Genomic DNA, 14,823 nt, shown 5'->3' on the forward strand with positions numbered 1-14,823 from the left:
CCGCGGCCGGCCTCCCCCCGGCGGGGGGGGCTGACCCGCTGCGCCGCGGCCGGGGCGCCACCACGCCGTTTGTTTGGCCCCGGGGCGGCCCCCCCGGGCCCGCCATGATCCGAAAGACACGGCCTAGGCGCGAAGCCAGGCGTGCGGGGTTCCTGGGCGGGAAGACGGGCACGCGTGGCCTTCCGCCCGCACGTCAGCCAGGAGGAGGAAACAAGGATGTTGGTGAAGGGCTTGAAGGGTTTCCGCGGATTCATACTCCGCGGGAACGTGGTCGATCTGGCGGTCGGCATCGTCATCGGAGCCGCTTTCACCGCCGTGGTCAACGGCTTCGTGAAGGCGTTCCTCACCCCGCTGGTCGGTCTGGCCGCCGGCGTACGGGGCAACTTCACGACCCGGACCTTCAAGGTGGCGGGCACGGATTTCCCCTATGGCGGCTTCATCGATGCGGCCATCAGTTTCGCCCTGGTCGCCGCCGCCCTCTACTTCCTCGTGGTCCTTCCCGTGAACAAGCTCCACGAGCGATTCGCACCGCACCAGGACGTCCAGGCCGACAAGAGGGACTGCCCCGCCTGCCTGAGCCCGGTCCCCGTCCGTGCGCGGCGCTGCGCGCACTGTACGGAGGAGCTCACCCCCGGCACGGAGGCGCCGCAGTACCCCCATGAGGCGGTCGCCCACCCACGCGAGCGGGCGTAACGACGTCCGCGTCCGGCAGCGGCTGGAGCAGGGGGGCCGGTTCAGTCGCCGCCGGGGGACGGCGGGTCGGTCTCCCCGCGTGCGTCGGCCGCGGTGATGGCCGCGAGCGCGGCGGCGAGGTTCGCGTGGATACGGAAGACGTCCCGGGTGCAGGTGAGGTCGAGTCGGCGGGCGAGTGAGGGGCTGAGGGGGCCGACGAGGTGGAGGGGGGTGCGGGTCCGGACGCCGAGGAGGAGGGCGAGCAGGACCGCGTCGGCGGCCTGGAGGGAGCCGAGGTCGACGATCACCGGACGTCCGGCCGTGGTCGCGCGGGCGAAGGCGGTGTGGAGTTCGGTCTCGTCCCACCAGTTGACGGTGCCGCGCAGGACGAGGATGCGGGCCGGTGGCTGCGGGATCGGGGCGTCTATGAGGGTGAGCTGGTCGGGAGCGTCCGTTCTGTTCATGGCCGAAGGCCCTTCAGCGTCGGTGGTGGTCGGGGACGCGCAGCGCCAGCAGGGCCGTGTCGTCGCTGGCCCAGCCCGCGTGCCGGGCGGCCAGGGCGTTGCCGATGTGCTCGACGGTGGCGGCCGCGTCCATGCCGGCGGTGGCGGCGAGGGTGCGGGCGAGGTCGGCGTCGTCGAAGACGTCCTGCTTCCGGCCGGGGCGGCCGGGGCGGGCGCGGGCCTCGGTCGCGCCGTCGGTGTAGAGCAGGAGGAGGTCGCCGGGGGCCAGACGGAAGCGGACGTCGGTCAGGCGGATGGGGTCGAAGACGCCGAGGAGCTGGCCCGGTACGCCGATCTCGCGGACCGTGCCGTCGGCGCGGCGGACGAGGGCCGGTGGATGGCCGGCCAGCGCGAGCGTGCCGGCGATACCCGCGGGGGTGAGGCGGAAGCGGGCGTAGACGCCGGTCAGGAAGCGCGGTGCGTCCTGGGCGATCATCGCCGTGCTCAGGTGGGCGAGGACGTCGGCGGGAGCACGGTTCTCGTTGGCGACCGCACGGACCGTGTAACGGGCCATGGAGGACACCTGGGCGGCTTGGACGCCCTTGCCGCAGACGTCGCCCAGGACGGCGGCCCACGAGGAGCCGCGGGTGCGGAACAGGTCGTAGAAGTCGCCACCGACCTCGATGTCGGAGCGTCCGGCGCGGGAGGCGGGGGTGTAGGAGGCGGCGACCTCCACGCCGGGCACGGCCGGAGGTGTCGGTGGCAGGAGGCCTTGCTGGAGGGAGTGCGCGAGGTTCGCCGAGAGCGTGTGCGCGTTCTGCGCGGCGGTCAGGGACTGGCGGAGGCCTATCTCCGCACCGACCGCCCGGGCCAGGGTCTCCAGGGTCAGCAGGTCTGACGGGGTCCAGGCGCGCGGGTTGCCGTCGATCACGCAGAAGCTGCCCAGCACCTCGCCCCCGGAACCCAGCAGGGGGTAGCCGGCCCAGGCGCCGATGCCCATCGGCCCGACGGAGGGGTGGTCGCGGGTACGGGGGTCGGTGGTGGCGTCGTCCACGACGAAGGGATCACCGTCGAGGCCCGTGAGGAAGTAGCAAAAGCTCTCCTCGACCGGGTTCTGCCGGTCCTCGACGTCGACGGCGTCCACGCCGACGCAGGCCTTCCAGAACGAGCGGGTCTCGTCCACCAGAGTGATGAAGGCCCGCCCCGATGCGGTGACCCGCGCGGCGAGGGCGGCGAGGTCCTCGAAGACCTGCTCCGGGCCCGTGTCCAGCAGGCCCGTCGCCTTCACCGCGGCGATGCGGGTACGGTCGCGGAGCTGTCGCGGCAGCCCCGCCCGTCTGGACGGCACATCCGTCTGCCGTTGCACCGGTGCTCCCACAGGGTCCTCACATCCTCCGCAGAGGCTGTAGCAGCACCCCCAGCAGTTCTTCCTCTACTCGTCCTGTCCAGACCCCAGCCAACCACGCCGTACGCCGCCGCCCAACCTGCCCGGGGTGAGATCCGACTCACGCGTGACCTGCTCCACACTGCCGCGTGGTCGAGCGGCTCGGGCCCGCACCCGTGGCCCGGCGATGTCAGCGATCGAGGAAGTCACCGGCCGTACACCACGGACCTTCGCCCGCTGGGCCGCCTCCCACGCCGGGCCTTCCGCCGGGTTGGGCTGGGACAGGGGGCGGCACGCACACGCCGTACGCCGATCACGCTCGAATCCGTCCCGGGCGCTCCGCCTGTTCCCGGCGATCCGGCGGCGCCGTCCTCGGCTGGGCACTGACGTGGCTGCACACGACGCCGCCACGGATCACCGGGATGCCCATCCGGCGCAGGAGTTCACGGGCGGGACGGGCGGCCGACGTGCTGCGCCATTTCAGTCCCGGATGGCGGGACCGGAGGTGCGCCAGTGCCCTGGTGCCCAGTCCTGCGGAGCGGAAGCGGTCCTCGATCTCGACGCCGGTGATCACGGCTTCGGCGCAGCTGGAGCAGATCCGGTAGCGGACCTGACCCACGACCTTGCGGATGTGCACGAGGAGGAGGCACGACTCGTCGTGGGCGGCCTGGCGCGGGTGGTGGGAGGAGAGGAAGTCGATGTCGCGGTAGGCGAGGATCTTTCGGCGTAGTCGTTCGGCAAAGCGTCCGCGGCGCGCGTGCCTGCTCCCCTCGGGCCGCGGAGTCCGCTCGGATGCCGCGGGGGCGGGAGGTGTGGGGGCGAAGGGCGTGGGGGTGCTCGCGGGACGCGCGTGTTGTCCGGGCATGGGCCGCGTGTGCCCGGTCGACGGCCCGTCATGCCGCCCGTTCTGATGTACGACCGGGTACCGCTGTGCGACCGGGTACCGCTGTGCGGCGGCCGACGCCCTCGGCGCGGCGGTTCTTCCCGGCGTGGTCGAACCGGGGGCCGCCGGTAGCCGCGCTAGCGGTAGAGGGGGGCGATGTTCTTCCAGTACCGGTCCAGTTCGGCGTCGGCGGCTCCGAAACCGGGGTGGTCCCGCGGTTCGAGCAAGGCCGCGTGCAGCTCGGCGACACGCCGGTGTCCAGCGCGCGCCGGGTCAGCGGGAGCCGTACGGCGCCAGGGGGCCCGGGCCGCGCTGGCACCGTGTCCGTAACGCCGGCGCACCCGGGCGGCCCACCAGCGGGCGGCGAGAACGGTCGCCGCGGTTGCGGCCGTGGCGGCCAGGGCGTGCACTGCGTGATGAGCGGGCACCGCTTCCTCCAGGAAGAGCCGGGGACACAACTCGGGCCGGACGGTGCCGGCCGGTGAGGGCCGGGCACCGCCGCGTTCCAGCGCGCCTTCTGCGGATCCGTCGCCAACCGGGCAATGCGGCGCGGCGCGGCGCGGTCCCGGGCGGCGCGGGCCCGACCCGATCCAAAGGAGACGCCTCAGCCGGGCCAGGTGCCCGTCACACGTCGGGTGGCCACGGCCCCCGAGCGGTCGACGGCAGCCTTCACCACGGCGAAGATCGCCCCCTGGATGGCCGCGGCGAGCAGGATCTGCCGCCAGGGCCGGTCCTCGTCCGTGGCGTTGGGCGCGTCGCCTTCGCCCTCGATGACCTTCCAGGCCTGTTTGAACGCCGCACCCGCGATCATGCCGCTGACGGCGCCGAGGGCCAGGCCGACGGGCTTGTAAGCGATCTTGGAAGCCTTCACCGGCGCCGCCCCCGGCCACGGCGCGCCCACAGGAAGACGACCAGGACGGCAGCGGCCGCGAGGAGCGGCTTGTGGTTGGCTCGCGCGAGCATCGCCGCCTGGCCGGCCTTGTCGCGGACCGATTCCGGGGTGTTCTCCGCGGCGTACTGCCCGGCCTGGGACGCGGCCTCCTTCACCTGCGCCGCCGCCTGGGCCGTCTTCTCCAGGACGGGGTCGGGCGTCTTCTCCTTCACCAACCGGGCGGCCTGCCCGGCCTTCTCCCGGATCTGGTCACTGACCAGCGCTGCCTTCTCGGTGGCCTGTTCCCTCACGGCGGTCGCCTTGTCCTTCGCCTGCGCTTTGACGTCCGCCTTCGCGGCCAGTGCCTCGACGGTCTGGCCGAGCTCCTCGCGCGTGCGCTCGACCTGATCGCGCAGCTCCCTGGTGGAGGGGGGCTGAGGCGTCGGCGTGCCGAGGGTGTCGTGGGGGTCGTTGGTCATCGCTGTGACTTCTCCTTGATCTCGGCCGGATCGGCCTTGAGGCTGTCGATGGTCCGCTCGGGCACGGGAGTACCGGCCTGGGCGACCCGCTTCTCTCCGGCACGGGCCGGGACTGCGGCACCGACGGCCGGTACAGCCGCCATGATGGGGGCAAAGGCCCGCGCCGCAGGAGCAACGCGAGGGCGGGGGCGCAGGTTGCTGCAAAAGCCCGGGCCCGCCGGGATGCCGGTGAGCCCGCGGCGTCGTACGGCCCTGGTCCCCGAGCCGTCTGCGTCGGGGGGCTGCCGCTCGGTCGTTCCCATGAAGTGGTCACCTTCCGGATGGTGCGCGTGCCGCCGTCGACGCGCTGCTACCCCGCAATCGCGCCGTCACCCACCCGAAGGGGCGCAGCCCGCACGCCCCGTCCGTGAGATCGCCCGCCACAGGCTCCGACCGGACGCCCTGCGTACGGCCGTCGCCCCCGGCTTCAGCGAGATCGGCCAGCTGGCGGCCATCGCCGCGATCCGCACCGTCCTGAACTTCTTCCTCAGCCGGGAGATCGCGCAGGAACGCGTCGAGATCGAGCGTGACCGGAAGGCGGCCGCGCCGCGGGCCGCGGCTTCCTGAGGTCTCGCGCGCCGCCCCCACCAGCCGTTCGGCGCACGCGGTGCACACACCGCGGTCGCCGCTCCGGCCGTGCCGCGTCGTGCGGCGTACGGGCTCCGGAGGGGCGCCCGTACGCACCAGCCCGCGCCTCGAAAGGACGCAATCCGCAAGCGCGCCGACATGCGGTTCGCCCGGCGGGGTAACCGGTCGCGTATGAACACCACTCCCCTGCGGGCTGTCGCGCTCGTGTGCACCCTGTCCCCGTCGCCGAAGCCCTCCAGCTCCCAGCTGCTCGCCGAGCAGACGATGGCCGCCCTCGCCGAACACGGCGTCACCGGCAAGACCATTCGGATCGCGGACCACGACGTCAAGCCCGGAGTACAGACCGACATGGGCGAGGGCGACGCCTGGCCCACCATCCGGGACACGATCCTGGGCGCGGACATCGTCATCCTGTCCACACCCATCTGGCTCGGCCACGCCTCCAGCATCGCCCAGCGGGTCCTTGAACGCCTCGACGCGGAGATCTCCGAGACCGACGACGAAGGCCGCATGCTCACCTACGGCAAAGCCGCCGCGGTCTGCGTCGTCGGCAACGAGGACGGCGCCCACAAGGCCAGCGCCGACCTCTTCCAGGGTCTGAACGACGTCGGCTTCTCCCTCGCCCCCAACGCCGTCACCTACTGGGTCGGCGAAGCCATGCACGGCACCGACTACCAAGACCTCGACAAGACCCCCGAGAAGACCGCCGCCACTACCAAAACCCTCGCCGCCAACACCGCCCACCTCGCCCGGCACCTCAAAACCAACCCCTACCCCGCCAGCTGAGGCGGGGCCGCAACCCCGCGCTGCGGCAGATCCGGCGGCGCGAAGGGGTTCCGCGCTCCGGGATCGGAGCCGCCGGCCGTGGCGGCTACAGGTCGAGCATGGCCGTGCGCAAGCCGCTCAGGATGCGGGTCAGGAGGCGCGAGACCTGCATCTGGCTGATCCCGAGTTCGACGCCGATCTCCGACTGGGTGAGCTCGCGTCCGAAGCGGAGGTACAAGATTTCGCGGTCCCGTTCGGGCAGACGCTCCAGCAGGGGGGCGAGGGCGTGGAGGTTCTCGAAGAGGTCGACGGCCCGGGCGGTTTCCTCGGAGACCGGTTGCCGGCCGGGCGCCCGGGCCGTGGCGTTCTCCTCCTCGGCCGGCGAGGGGGGTTCGAGGGTCTCACTCGAGTAGCCGTTGGCCGCCACGAGCCCCTCGATCACCTCCTCCTCCTCCAGTTCGAGGTGTCCGGCCAGCTCCCTGACCGTCGGGGCGCGGCCCAGCGTGGCGGCCATCGTGTCGCGCGCCTTCGCCAGCTCGACGCGTAGCTCCTGGAGCCGGCGGGGTACCCGGACCGCCCAGGTGGTGTCCCGGAAGTGCCGCTTCATCTCGCCGGTGATGTAGGGCAGGGCAAGGGAGGAAAACTCGACACCGCGCTCGGGTTCGTACCGGTCGATCGCCTTGATGAGTCCGATGGTCCCGGCCTGGACGACGTCCTCCATCTCCGTACCGGCCCCCGACGGGCTTCCTGTTCTGCTGCGGAAAGCTCTGCTCGCGAACTGAACCAGGGTCATGTTCATCTCGATCAGCGTGTTGCGCACGTACTGGTGCTGCGGAGTGCCTTCGGAAAGGCTCGCCAGCCGTGCCAGGAAGACCCTGGACAGCTCTTTCGCCTCGATCGGTGAAACGCGCCGGGGATCCGCGACGACCGGCAGATCGGGGACGGCCGGCACACCAGGGACGGTCTGCCCGTCGGGGAGGGTCTGCTCATCGGGGACGGCCCGCCCCTCAGGGTCGCCGTTCGCGAAGCTCCTGTGGGCCCCTTCTCCGAGCGGTGTGTCCCGGGCGGGGGATCCGGCTGTGGTGGTGGCCGTTGCGGCACAACCGGGCACGGTGGTTCCCTTCCTTAGGCTGCGGGCTGGAAACCAGAGCCTTCCCCCGCACACCGCGCGGCGTCCGGGCCGCCCGTCCCCTCATCCCGGGACTTTCGGGCTTTCGACGACGGACCAGCGGCCCTTGCGGCCTGCCTTTCGACTTGCTCTCCAGCCGTCTCGGCAGGCCCAAGGGACCCCGGGGCGTTCTACGGCTCTTCGAGGACGTGCATGGCGGCTTCTTCGGCGGAGGCAGCTCCGGCGTCGATGCCCACGTCACGGGCCAGTACGTCGTTCTGGTGCGGGGAGGCGGTGGCCGGTGCCAGTCGCCCGGCCCGGGCGCCGCCCGCTTGGGGGTCGACCGGTTCGCCGTCGCCTCCGGCCAGGTCCCCGATGCCGTCGCCTTCCTGGGGGGCCGCTTCGGGGAGTTCCCGGGCGAGGCGATCGTCGAGGCTCTCGCCCTCGCGCTGTTCCTCGCCGGTGGTCGCGTAGCGGTCACTGCCGTAGGGGCGCTCGACCGGTGAGTGGCCCTGATCGAGCAGGTCGTCGGCGTCGGGCTCCCCCAAGCTGTCCTGCATGTCCGGCTGGCCCTCGGAAGGCTCGGCTTCGGGCTGGGGCTGGTAGACGTCGTCGCCTCGCCCGTCCTGGTCACTCATCGGTTCCGTCCCTTCTCCTCGGATCCCCGGCTCAGTGGATGGATCCGGACTCTTTGGGCGCCTCCCCAGAAATCAGCGGATCACACGGTGCGGGGTCGGCCGTGCGGCGGTTTCCCGTGCCGACGCCCGGGCACGCGCACCGTGAAGGGTCGAAGTCGGCACCGAAAGGATCAGGCCATGGACGACCAAGGCGGCGCTGGAGGCGTCCCCCTGCACGACGGCGACGGCGAAGCCCGGCACCGTCGTCCACGGGTCCACAAGCCCTCCGGGCAGGCGGGGACCACGCGAGCGGCGGACACGGATGAGGCGAGCCGTTTGGACCGGCCGGCCGAGCCGCCGGAGCCGCGCGCGCGGCCCACTCGCCCGCCGGGCCAAGCTGACCGGACCGAGAACGGGGAGGGCGACTCGTGAACAGCAGCGGAGAGCACCCTGCTGGACGCGCCCGTCCCTCCTTCCTCGGCATCTACCTCAACGATCACCTCGCCGGGGCGGGCGGGGGCGTAGAGCTCTTCCGACGTGCCGCGCGGGCACATCGGGACGATGCGCTCGGGCCCCCGCTGGAGGCGCTCGCGAAGGAGGTCGCCGCTGACCGGGAGAGCCTGCGGGCGCTGATGGCCGCACTCGGCGTCCCCGCGAAGCGCACCCGGATGGCCGCCGGATGGGTCGCCGAAAAGGCGGGCCGTCTCAAGCTGAACGGTCGGCTCCTCTCCCGCTCTCCGCTGAGCGACGTGCTCGAACTGGAGGCGATGCGCTTGGGCGTGGAAGGCAAAGCCGCCTGCTGGCGTTCCCTGCGAGCGGTGGCGCGCACCGACCCCCGTATCGAAAGCTCGCACATCGAGGAGCTGATCCACCGCGCCGAACGGCAGATCAGCACCCTGGAGACGATCCGCGGCAACCGCGCGGCCCAGGTCTTCACGCAAGGGGCACGTGCAGGAAGCCGTCCCGCCTGAACACACGCCGTCCGCCGGATGACCCCGGTCCGGGGGACGAGCGGGTCCGCAGGCGTCGTCACCTGTCCGGCACCCAGAACGCCGCCAGACTGCCTCGGCCCGGAGCCACGCTGCCCCAACCGTCCGGCAGATACACCGCCACCACGCCTGCCGTGGGGAATCGTGCCCTGAGCCGGTCCAGCTCCTCCTGCGGCCCTTCACCGCACAGGGCGGCGGCCAGTTCGTGGATGCCGGAATTGTGTCCGACCATGACGACGCTGCCGTGTCCCGGTCCGCGTTCTTCGAGCACGGCGACCAATTCGTTCGGCGTCGCGTCGTACAGGCGCTCGTCGTAGATCGTCGGCGGTCGGCCCGAACGGAGGGCCGGCTCGGCCAGCTGCCACGTCTGCCGTGTCCGACGGGCCGGCGAGCACAGGGCCAACTCGGCGTGGAACGGGGATTCGGCGAGCCAGCGACCGGCCTGGGAGGCGTCGGCGCGCCCCCGATCGCTCAGCGGCCGGTCGAAGTCCTCGACGGTCCCCTTGGGCACCGCCTTGGCGTGCCGTACCAGCAGCAGTGTGCAGCCGCTCTCCCCCGGGGGTGCGGAGGGCCGGGCGGTCCGGGGCGCGGCTGCTCGGTGGGGATCGGGGACCGGAGGGGGTGCGGACATGCGGCGTCTCCTTTCGCAGTCGCGGCCGTGGGGGCACGGCCTGACCGGATGCTCGTACACGGCACGCGCGTACACGGCTGTGCGTCCGGCGCCTACCCGGCGCCCGGCTGCCCACTCCTCGCGGGCCGTCGCGCCGACCCAGACCCCGCCCCCGGTCCCGGGTCCGCGTCGGCGACCGGTGGCGCGCCGCTCATGCCGGCCATCTCCACCGGGTGATCTCGGCCGGGTCCACGCCGGTACGGCGCAGTTCCGCGCGGAGCCGGTCGCGGTGGCCGGCGTACTCCTCGGCGAGTTCCCCGGCACCGGTGTGCCGGCCCCGCAGGTACGTGAGTGCCGTGACGGCCAGGTCGTGGCGGGAGGTTCCGTTGAGGACGAGCAGGTCGTACGGGGTGGTCGTGGTGCCCTCCTCGACGTAGCCGCGGACGTGGAACCGGTCGGGGTTCGGGCGTCCGTGGAGCAGTTGGTGCACGGCGGAGGGGTACCCGTGGAAGTCGAAGACGACGGGGGTGTCCTCGCCGAACAGGTCGTGGAACCGGCCCTCGTCCATCCCGCGGGGGTGACGGTCCGGCGGCGCGAGGCGGCAGAGGTCGACCACGTTCACGAAGCGGACCCGTGCCTCGGGCAGATCGCGCCGCAGCAGCTCGGCGGCGGCGAGCGACTCGACGGTGGGGATGCCTCCCGCGCAGGCGAGGACGACCTCCGGGTCGTCGCCGTCGTGGGTGCTCGCCCAGGGCCAGACGGAGGCGCCCGCGCGGCAGTGGGCGCGGGCCGCGTCGAGGTCGAGCCATTGGGCGGCTTCGTGCTTGCCCGCGACGACAATGTTGATCTTCCCCGTCTCGCCGAGCAGTTCCTCCATGGTCACCAGCAGGCTGTTGGCGTCGGGCGGCAGGTACACCCCGGTGACCGTGTTCCTGCGATTCAGGAGGTTGTTGATGAAGCCGGGCCCCTGGTGGCTGTACCCGTTGTGCTCCTGGCGCCAGCCCTCGCTGCTGAGCAGGTAGGTGAGGCTGCTGATCGGAGCACGCCACGGAACTTCGCGGGACGTCTTCAGCCACTTCGCGTGCTGGTTGACCATGCTGTCCACGATGGGGGCGAAGGCCTCGTACGTGGGGAACAGGCCGTGCCGACCGGTCAGCAGGTAGCCCTGGAGCCACCCCTGGCAGTTGTGCTCGGACAGCGTCTCCATCACGCGGCCGTCCCGGGTGAGGTCCTCGGAGTACTCCTCGATGGGCCAGACGTAGGCCCGGCCGCTGGCGGCGAGGACGGCGTCGAGCTTGTTCGACGCCAGTTCGTCCGGGGAGACGATGCGGAAGTCGCGGCGCTCGGCGCTGTTCAGCATCAGGTCGGCCAGCCAGCCGGCGAGGACGCGGGTGGGGCTCGCCGTGGCGGTGCCCGGGCCCCCGGCGACGTCGACGGCGTAGGGCCGCAGCGGCGGGAGGTCGAGCGGGCGGCGCAGACGCCCGCCGTCCGCGGCGGGCTGGGCGCCGATCCGCGCCGGCCCCTGCGGTGCGGCGGCCAGGACGTCCGGTACGGGCCGCCCGTCGGCGTCGAACAGGTCCTGGGGCCGGTAGGAGCGAAGCCAGCCTTCGAGGGCCCGCAGCTGCTCCGGGTCGTCGTGGACGTCGGGCAGCGGCACCTGGTGCGCGTGGAAGGTCCCCTCGATGGGCTTGCCCTCGACCTCGGCGGGGGCCCCCTGCCCCTTGAGGCTGCGCAGCACGATCATGGGCCAGGCCGGACGGACCGGCTCGTCTCCCGACCGGGCGCGGGCCTGAAGGCCGCGGATGACGGTGTGCGCGTCGAGGACCGCCGTACCGAGCGGGTCGCCGGGCGGGTCATCGATGACGTCCACGATCCGCGGGTCCCAGCCGTAGCCGCGGAAGAGGGACGTCAGCTCGTCGTCCGACATCGTCGCGAAGACGGTGGGCGAGGAGATCTTGTAGCCGTTGAGGTGCAGGACCGGCAGGACCGCGCCTGCGGTCACCGGATCGAGGTACTTGGTGGAGTGCCAGGCCCCGGCGGTCGGTCCGGTCTCCGCCTCGCCGTCGCCGACGATGCAGGCGACGATCCGGTGGGGGGCGTCCAGGGCGGCGCCGAATGCGGTCGCCAGGGCGTAGCCGAGTTCTCCGCCCTCGTGCAGGGTTCCGGGGACGGCCGGTGAGAGGTGGCTGGGGAAGCCGTCCGGGGCGCAGTAGCGGCGCGCGAGCTCGCGCAGCCCGGCGCCGGTTCGGGCGAGGGCGGGGTCGTGGTCCTCGTGGGTGCCTTCGAGCCAGAGGTTGGCGTGGAGGGCCGGGGCCCCGTGCCCGGGCCCGGTGACCAGCAGGACGTCGGCGCCGCGCTGCCGGACCAGGGTGTTGAGGGCGGTGTAGACCATGGTGATGCCGGGGCAGGTTCCCCAGTGGCCCAGAAGCCGCGGCTTGAGGTGTTCGGGCCGCAGTGGCTCGGTGAGCAGGACGTTGTCCCGGAGGTGGATGAGGGCTGCGGCCGCGTAGTCGGCGGCGCGGCGGTAGGCGTGCGGATCCGGCTGTCCGGTGGGATGGATGGACTCGGTCACGGCACTGCTCCGCATCGTCGTCAGGGGGCCACGCTGCACGCCTGCGCACCTGCCCCGCGGCCCCCGCCCGAATCCGCCGTGCGCCCGATCGGCCGCACGGGGCCCTCATCCCAGGGCTTCCGCGGCGGGCAGGATGCGCGCTCCCATGTTGATCTCCATCATGCGCAGAGCGGCGTCGGCCAGGTCCTCATGGATGTGGGCCACGGCGTCTCGCGCGACCGTGACGGAAAGGTGCCGGATGTGGGCGTCCAGGGCGGAGTACAGCACGCACTGCTCCGTGACCTGCCCGCACAGGACGAGGTGGCTCACGTCGAGCGCGCCCAGCAGGTAGGCGAGCGGCGTCTCGTAGAAGACGGAGTGGCGGGCCTTGACGATGAAGTAGGAGGACCCGTCGGGCCTGACCGGTTCCACCAGGTTCGCGTGCGGGCCCGCGAGCGCCGCGTCGAGAAGTTCCCCGTGGTGGGAGCGCCACTTGCCGAAGTTGTCGTTGACGTAGATCACCGGGATGTCCCGGTCCCGGGCCTCGCCCAGGAGGTGGGCGACGGCAGGGATCGCCCGTCGGACGGACGGGACGAGGAGGTCGGCGTCGTCGTGGTCGTACGTGTTGAGCATGTCGATGACGACGAGTGCGGTCTGCGCCATGCGGTCCAAGTTCTCAGATCTGCTGCGCAGAGGCCGGTGACAGGGCCGATCGCGCGCTGCCCCGGGGAAGTGTCCGCGCGGGGATGTCGGCGGCGCGCCGGCCCGGCCCGTACGCCGTACGGGGCAGAACCGGGCTGGTGACGCGGCCGCCGACCAACCTGCGGGTCAGTGGCCGAGGGCGGTCTTGAGCTGCTGTTTGCTCATGGTGGAGCGGCCCTCGATGCCCCGCTTCTTCGCCTCCTGGTAGAGGTCCTCCTTGGTGCGTTCGGATGAACCGCCGCCTCCGTGGGACCTCTCGCCACCGCGCTGGGAGGGGGACGCGCCCCGGGTGGAGCTGCGGCTGGACGTTTTGCTCTCGCCGGACCGGGCGCGCTCCTTGTTCACGGTGCGGGAGGCCATCTCCTTCGCCCGGCCCTCCGACATGCCGCGCTTCTCACCCGACTCCTTGATGTGCTCGTACTGACGCTCGCGCTTGGGACTCGATCCTCGGGGCATGACGCCGCCTTCCTTCTCCGCGGGGCTGGATTCCCGGCCATGGTGCGCGTACCCGGCCGAGTCCGCATCTCAGGCGACCCGCAGGAGGATCGAGCGGGCCTGCTCGCACCGGTTCGTTCCGTCTCAGGGTGTGAAGAGGACCTTGACGGCGCCGTCGTGCTTCTTCTGGAACATCTCGTACGCCTCGGGCGCGTCGGCGAGGGGGACCCGGTGGGTGGCGAAGCCGTCGACGCCGAGCGGGTCCGCTTCGGTCAAGAGGGGCAGGAGGTCGTCGACCCAGCGCCAGACGTTGGCCTGGCCCATGCGGAGCTGGATCTGCTTGTCGAACATCGTCAGCAGGGGCAGCGGGTCCGCCGTTCCGCCGTAGACCCCGGCCAGGGAGATGGTGCCGCCGCGGCGTACCAGGTCGATGGCGAGGTGGAGCGCGGAGAGGCGGTCGACGCCGAACCGCTGCATCATCCTGGAGGCCAAGGCGTCCGGCAGCATGGTGGTCAGGTGCTGGGCCCCCTTCGCGAGGGGGGCTCCGTGGGCTTCCATGCCGACGGCGTCGATGACCGCGTCAGGGCCGCGTCCCCCGGTCAGTGCGCGAACCTCGTCGGCGATCCCCTCGCCGTAGGTGGCGAGGTCGAGGGTGTGGACGCCGTGGCGGGCGGCCCGGCGGAGGCGTTCCGGGACGAGGTCGATGCCGATGACCAGGCCCGCGCCGCGGTGGGCGGCGATGCGGGTGGCCATGTCTCCGATGGGACCGAGGCCGAGGACGACCACCGTGCCGTCGGGCGGGATCGCCGCGTACTCGACGGCCTGCCAGGCCGTGGGGAGGACGTCGGACAGATAGACGAACCGGTCGTCGGGCCCCTCCGCGGGCACCGGGATCGGGAGGGTGTTGCCGAAGGGGACGCGGAGGTATTCGGCTTGCCCGCCCGGTACCTGGCCGTACAGCTTGGTGTAGCCGAACAGGGAGGCGCCGCTGCCGTACTCGTGGACCTGGGTCGTCTCGCACTGGGACTGCAGGCCGTGGTGGCACATGTGGCAGGTGCCGCATGAAACGTTGAACGGGATGACGACCCGGTCGCCGGGCCGTACGCGGGTGACCTCGGGGCCGACCTCTTGCACGATGCCCATCGGCTCGTGTCCGAGGATGTCCCCGACGTCGAGGAACGGACCGAACAATTCGTACAGGTGCAGGTCGGAGCCGCACAGGCCCGTGGTGGTGATCTTCACGATCACGTCGGTCGGGTCCTTGATCACGGGGTCGGGCACGGTGTCGACGCGCACGTCACGCTTACCGTGCCAGGTCAGGGCCTTCATCGGTTACTCCCTACGGGGTAGCGTCGGGCGCGCCGGCGCGGCTCGTACGCCCTTCGTTCCGTGGTGGCCGGGGTGGTCCACCCGATGGGCGGCTACCCCTCCCCGGGCGGGTTCAACGAACGATCGGGCGGTGCGGTCGACGCGACCGTGATCCGTGGGGAAGGAATCGACCGGACTCCGTCGTGATGTGCTCCGTTCATCAGGGCCCGGCGGCTGCCCTCGCGCGCAACCGGCTGTGGCGGCGGCGTGGAGATCCGCTCGGCCGGTGCGCCTGTCGGCTGGTTTCCGGGGTCGAGGTGGCACCTGGGAGCCGGGCGCGTCGGGGAGTTCTGCGGCGCAGCATCCCGCTGCGTTCGGT

18 protein-coding genes are annotated in these 14,823 nt (G+C 72.2%); 4 read left to right on the forward strand and 14 right to left on the reverse strand.

All coding sequences use genetic code 11. The annotated features are described in order from the left end of the window. Positions 1-231 precede the first annotated feature (231 nt). Positions 232-693, forward strand: a complete 462-nt coding sequence (mscL, locus tag ACFWW8_RS24930) for a large conductance mechanosensitive channel protein MscL (RefSeq protein WP_386531620.1) — start codon at positions 232-234, stop codon at positions 691-693. A gap of 41 nt (positions 694-734) precedes the next feature. Here the strand turns inward: mscL and ACFWW8_RS24935 are convergent, their stop codons facing one another. The 7 genes from ACFWW8_RS24935 to ACFWW8_RS24965 form a co-directional block, all read right to left on the reverse strand. Then, positions 735-1,136, reverse strand: coding sequence for a hypothetical protein (locus ACFWW8_RS24935; protein ID WP_386531442.1), 402 nt, complete (start codon positions 1,134-1,136; stop codon positions 735-737). A gap of 13 nt (positions 1,137-1,149) precedes the next feature. Then, the gene (locus tag ACFWW8_RS24940; protein ID WP_386531444.1) at positions 1,150-2,481 is read right to left on the reverse strand and encodes a PP2C family protein-serine/threonine phosphatase; all 1,332 of its coding nucleotides are present in this window, start codon (positions 2,479-2,481) and stop codon (positions 1,150-1,152) included. Between the two features lie 331 nt (positions 2,482-2,812). Beyond that, positions 2,813-3,364 (reverse strand): hypothetical protein, encoded by a 552-nt coding sequence (locus tag ACFWW8_RS24945; RefSeq protein ID WP_386531446.1) that lies wholly within the window; start codon positions 3,362-3,364, stop codon positions 2,813-2,815. A gap of 155 nt (positions 3,365-3,519) precedes the next feature. After that, complete coding sequence (locus ACFWW8_RS24950; protein ID WP_386531447.1) at positions 3,520-3,810, reverse strand: hypothetical protein; 291 nt, start codon at positions 3,808-3,810, stop codon at positions 3,520-3,522. A gap of 176 nt (positions 3,811-3,986) precedes the next feature. Next, a complete protein-coding gene (locus tag ACFWW8_RS24955) occupies positions 3,987-4,253 on the reverse strand; it encodes a DUF4235 domain-containing protein (protein ID WP_386531449.1) in 267 nt (88 codons plus the stop codon). After that, the gene (locus ACFWW8_RS24960; protein ID WP_386531451.1) at positions 4,250-4,732 is read right to left on the reverse strand and encodes a DUF3618 domain-containing protein; all 483 of its coding nucleotides are present in this window, start codon (positions 4,730-4,732) and stop codon (positions 4,250-4,252) included. Before ACFWW8_RS24960 ends, ACFWW8_RS24955 begins: the two co-directional genes overlap by 4 nt. Continuing rightward, positions 4,729-4,875: a phage holin family protein gene (locus tag ACFWW8_RS24965; RefSeq protein WP_386531453.1), complete on the reverse strand. Its 147-nt coding sequence runs from the start codon at positions 4,873-4,875 to the stop codon at positions 4,729-4,731. Before ACFWW8_RS24965 ends, ACFWW8_RS24960 begins: the two co-directional genes overlap by 4 nt. Before the next feature lie 157 nt (positions 4,876-5,032). On the opposite strand from ACFWW8_RS24965, the gene ACFWW8_RS24970 reads away from it, so the two are divergent. Both ACFWW8_RS24970 and ACFWW8_RS24975 read left to right on the forward strand, forming a co-directional pair. After that, positions 5,033-5,338 (forward strand): DUF1622 domain-containing protein, encoded by a 306-nt coding sequence (locus tag ACFWW8_RS24970; RefSeq protein WP_386531455.1) that lies wholly within the window; start codon positions 5,033-5,035, stop codon positions 5,336-5,338. A gap of 192 nt (positions 5,339-5,530) precedes the next feature. After that, a complete protein-coding gene (locus ACFWW8_RS24975; RefSeq protein WP_386531457.1) occupies positions 5,531-6,145 on the forward strand; it encodes a flavodoxin family protein in 615 nt (204 codons plus the stop codon). Positions 6,146-6,230: 85 nt separating this feature from the next. On the opposite strand, the gene ACFWW8_RS24980 is transcribed toward ACFWW8_RS24975, so the two are convergent. Together ACFWW8_RS24980 and ACFWW8_RS24985 are read right to left on the reverse strand one after the other, a co-directional pair. After that, a complete protein-coding gene (locus tag ACFWW8_RS24980) occupies positions 6,231-7,076 on the reverse strand; it encodes a SigB/SigF/SigG family RNA polymerase sigma factor (RefSeq protein WP_386531459.1) in 846 nt (281 codons plus the stop codon). 347 nt (positions 7,077-7,423) lie between these two features. Beyond that, positions 7,424-7,870, reverse strand: coding sequence for a DUF5709 domain-containing protein (locus tag ACFWW8_RS24985; protein ID WP_386531460.1), 447 nt, complete (start codon positions 7,868-7,870; stop codon positions 7,424-7,426). Between the two features lie 407 nt (positions 7,871-8,277). On the opposite strand from ACFWW8_RS24985, the gene ACFWW8_RS24990 reads away from it, so the two are divergent. Beyond that, the gene (locus ACFWW8_RS24990; RefSeq protein ID WP_386531462.1) at positions 8,278-8,820 is read left to right on the forward strand and encodes a hypothetical protein; all 543 of its coding nucleotides are present in this window, start codon (positions 8,278-8,280) and stop codon (positions 8,818-8,820) included. Positions 8,821-8,878: 58 nt separating this feature from the next. On the opposite strand, the gene ACFWW8_RS24995 is transcribed toward ACFWW8_RS24990, so the two are convergent. From ACFWW8_RS24995 to ACFWW8_RS25015, 5 genes are all read right to left on the reverse strand, one after another. Further along, positions 8,879-9,469, reverse strand: coding sequence for a SixA phosphatase family protein (locus ACFWW8_RS24995; protein ID WP_386531463.1), 591 nt, complete (start codon positions 9,467-9,469; stop codon positions 8,879-8,881). A gap of 190 nt (positions 9,470-9,659) precedes the next feature. After that, entirely contained in the window at positions 9,660-12,020 is a 2,361-nt protein-coding gene (locus tag ACFWW8_RS25000) for a phosphoketolase family protein (RefSeq protein WP_386531465.1), read from the reverse strand. Between the two features lie 105 nt (positions 12,021-12,125). Continuing rightward, on the reverse strand, positions 12,126-12,662 hold the full coding sequence (locus ACFWW8_RS25005; protein ID WP_386531467.1) for a cysteine hydrolase family protein: 537 nt from the start codon (positions 12,660-12,662) through the stop codon (positions 12,126-12,128). Positions 12,663-12,827: 165 nt separating this feature from the next. Then, positions 12,828-13,157 (reverse strand): plasmid stabilization protein, encoded by a 330-nt coding sequence (locus tag ACFWW8_RS25010; protein WP_386531469.1) that lies wholly within the window; start codon positions 13,155-13,157, stop codon positions 12,828-12,830. 123 nt (positions 13,158-13,280) lie between these two features. Beyond that, positions 13,281-14,465, reverse strand: a complete 1,185-nt coding sequence (locus ACFWW8_RS25015) for a zinc-dependent alcohol dehydrogenase (protein WP_386531471.1) — start codon at positions 14,463-14,465, stop codon at positions 13,281-13,283. Between the last annotated feature and the right edge of the window lie 358 nt (positions 14,466-14,823).

The organism is Streptomyces sp. NPDC058701, assembly GCF_042715295.1.
In the GTDB taxonomy this organism is placed as follows: Bacteria; Actinomycetota; Actinomycetes; order Streptomycetales; family Streptomycetaceae; genus Streptomyces.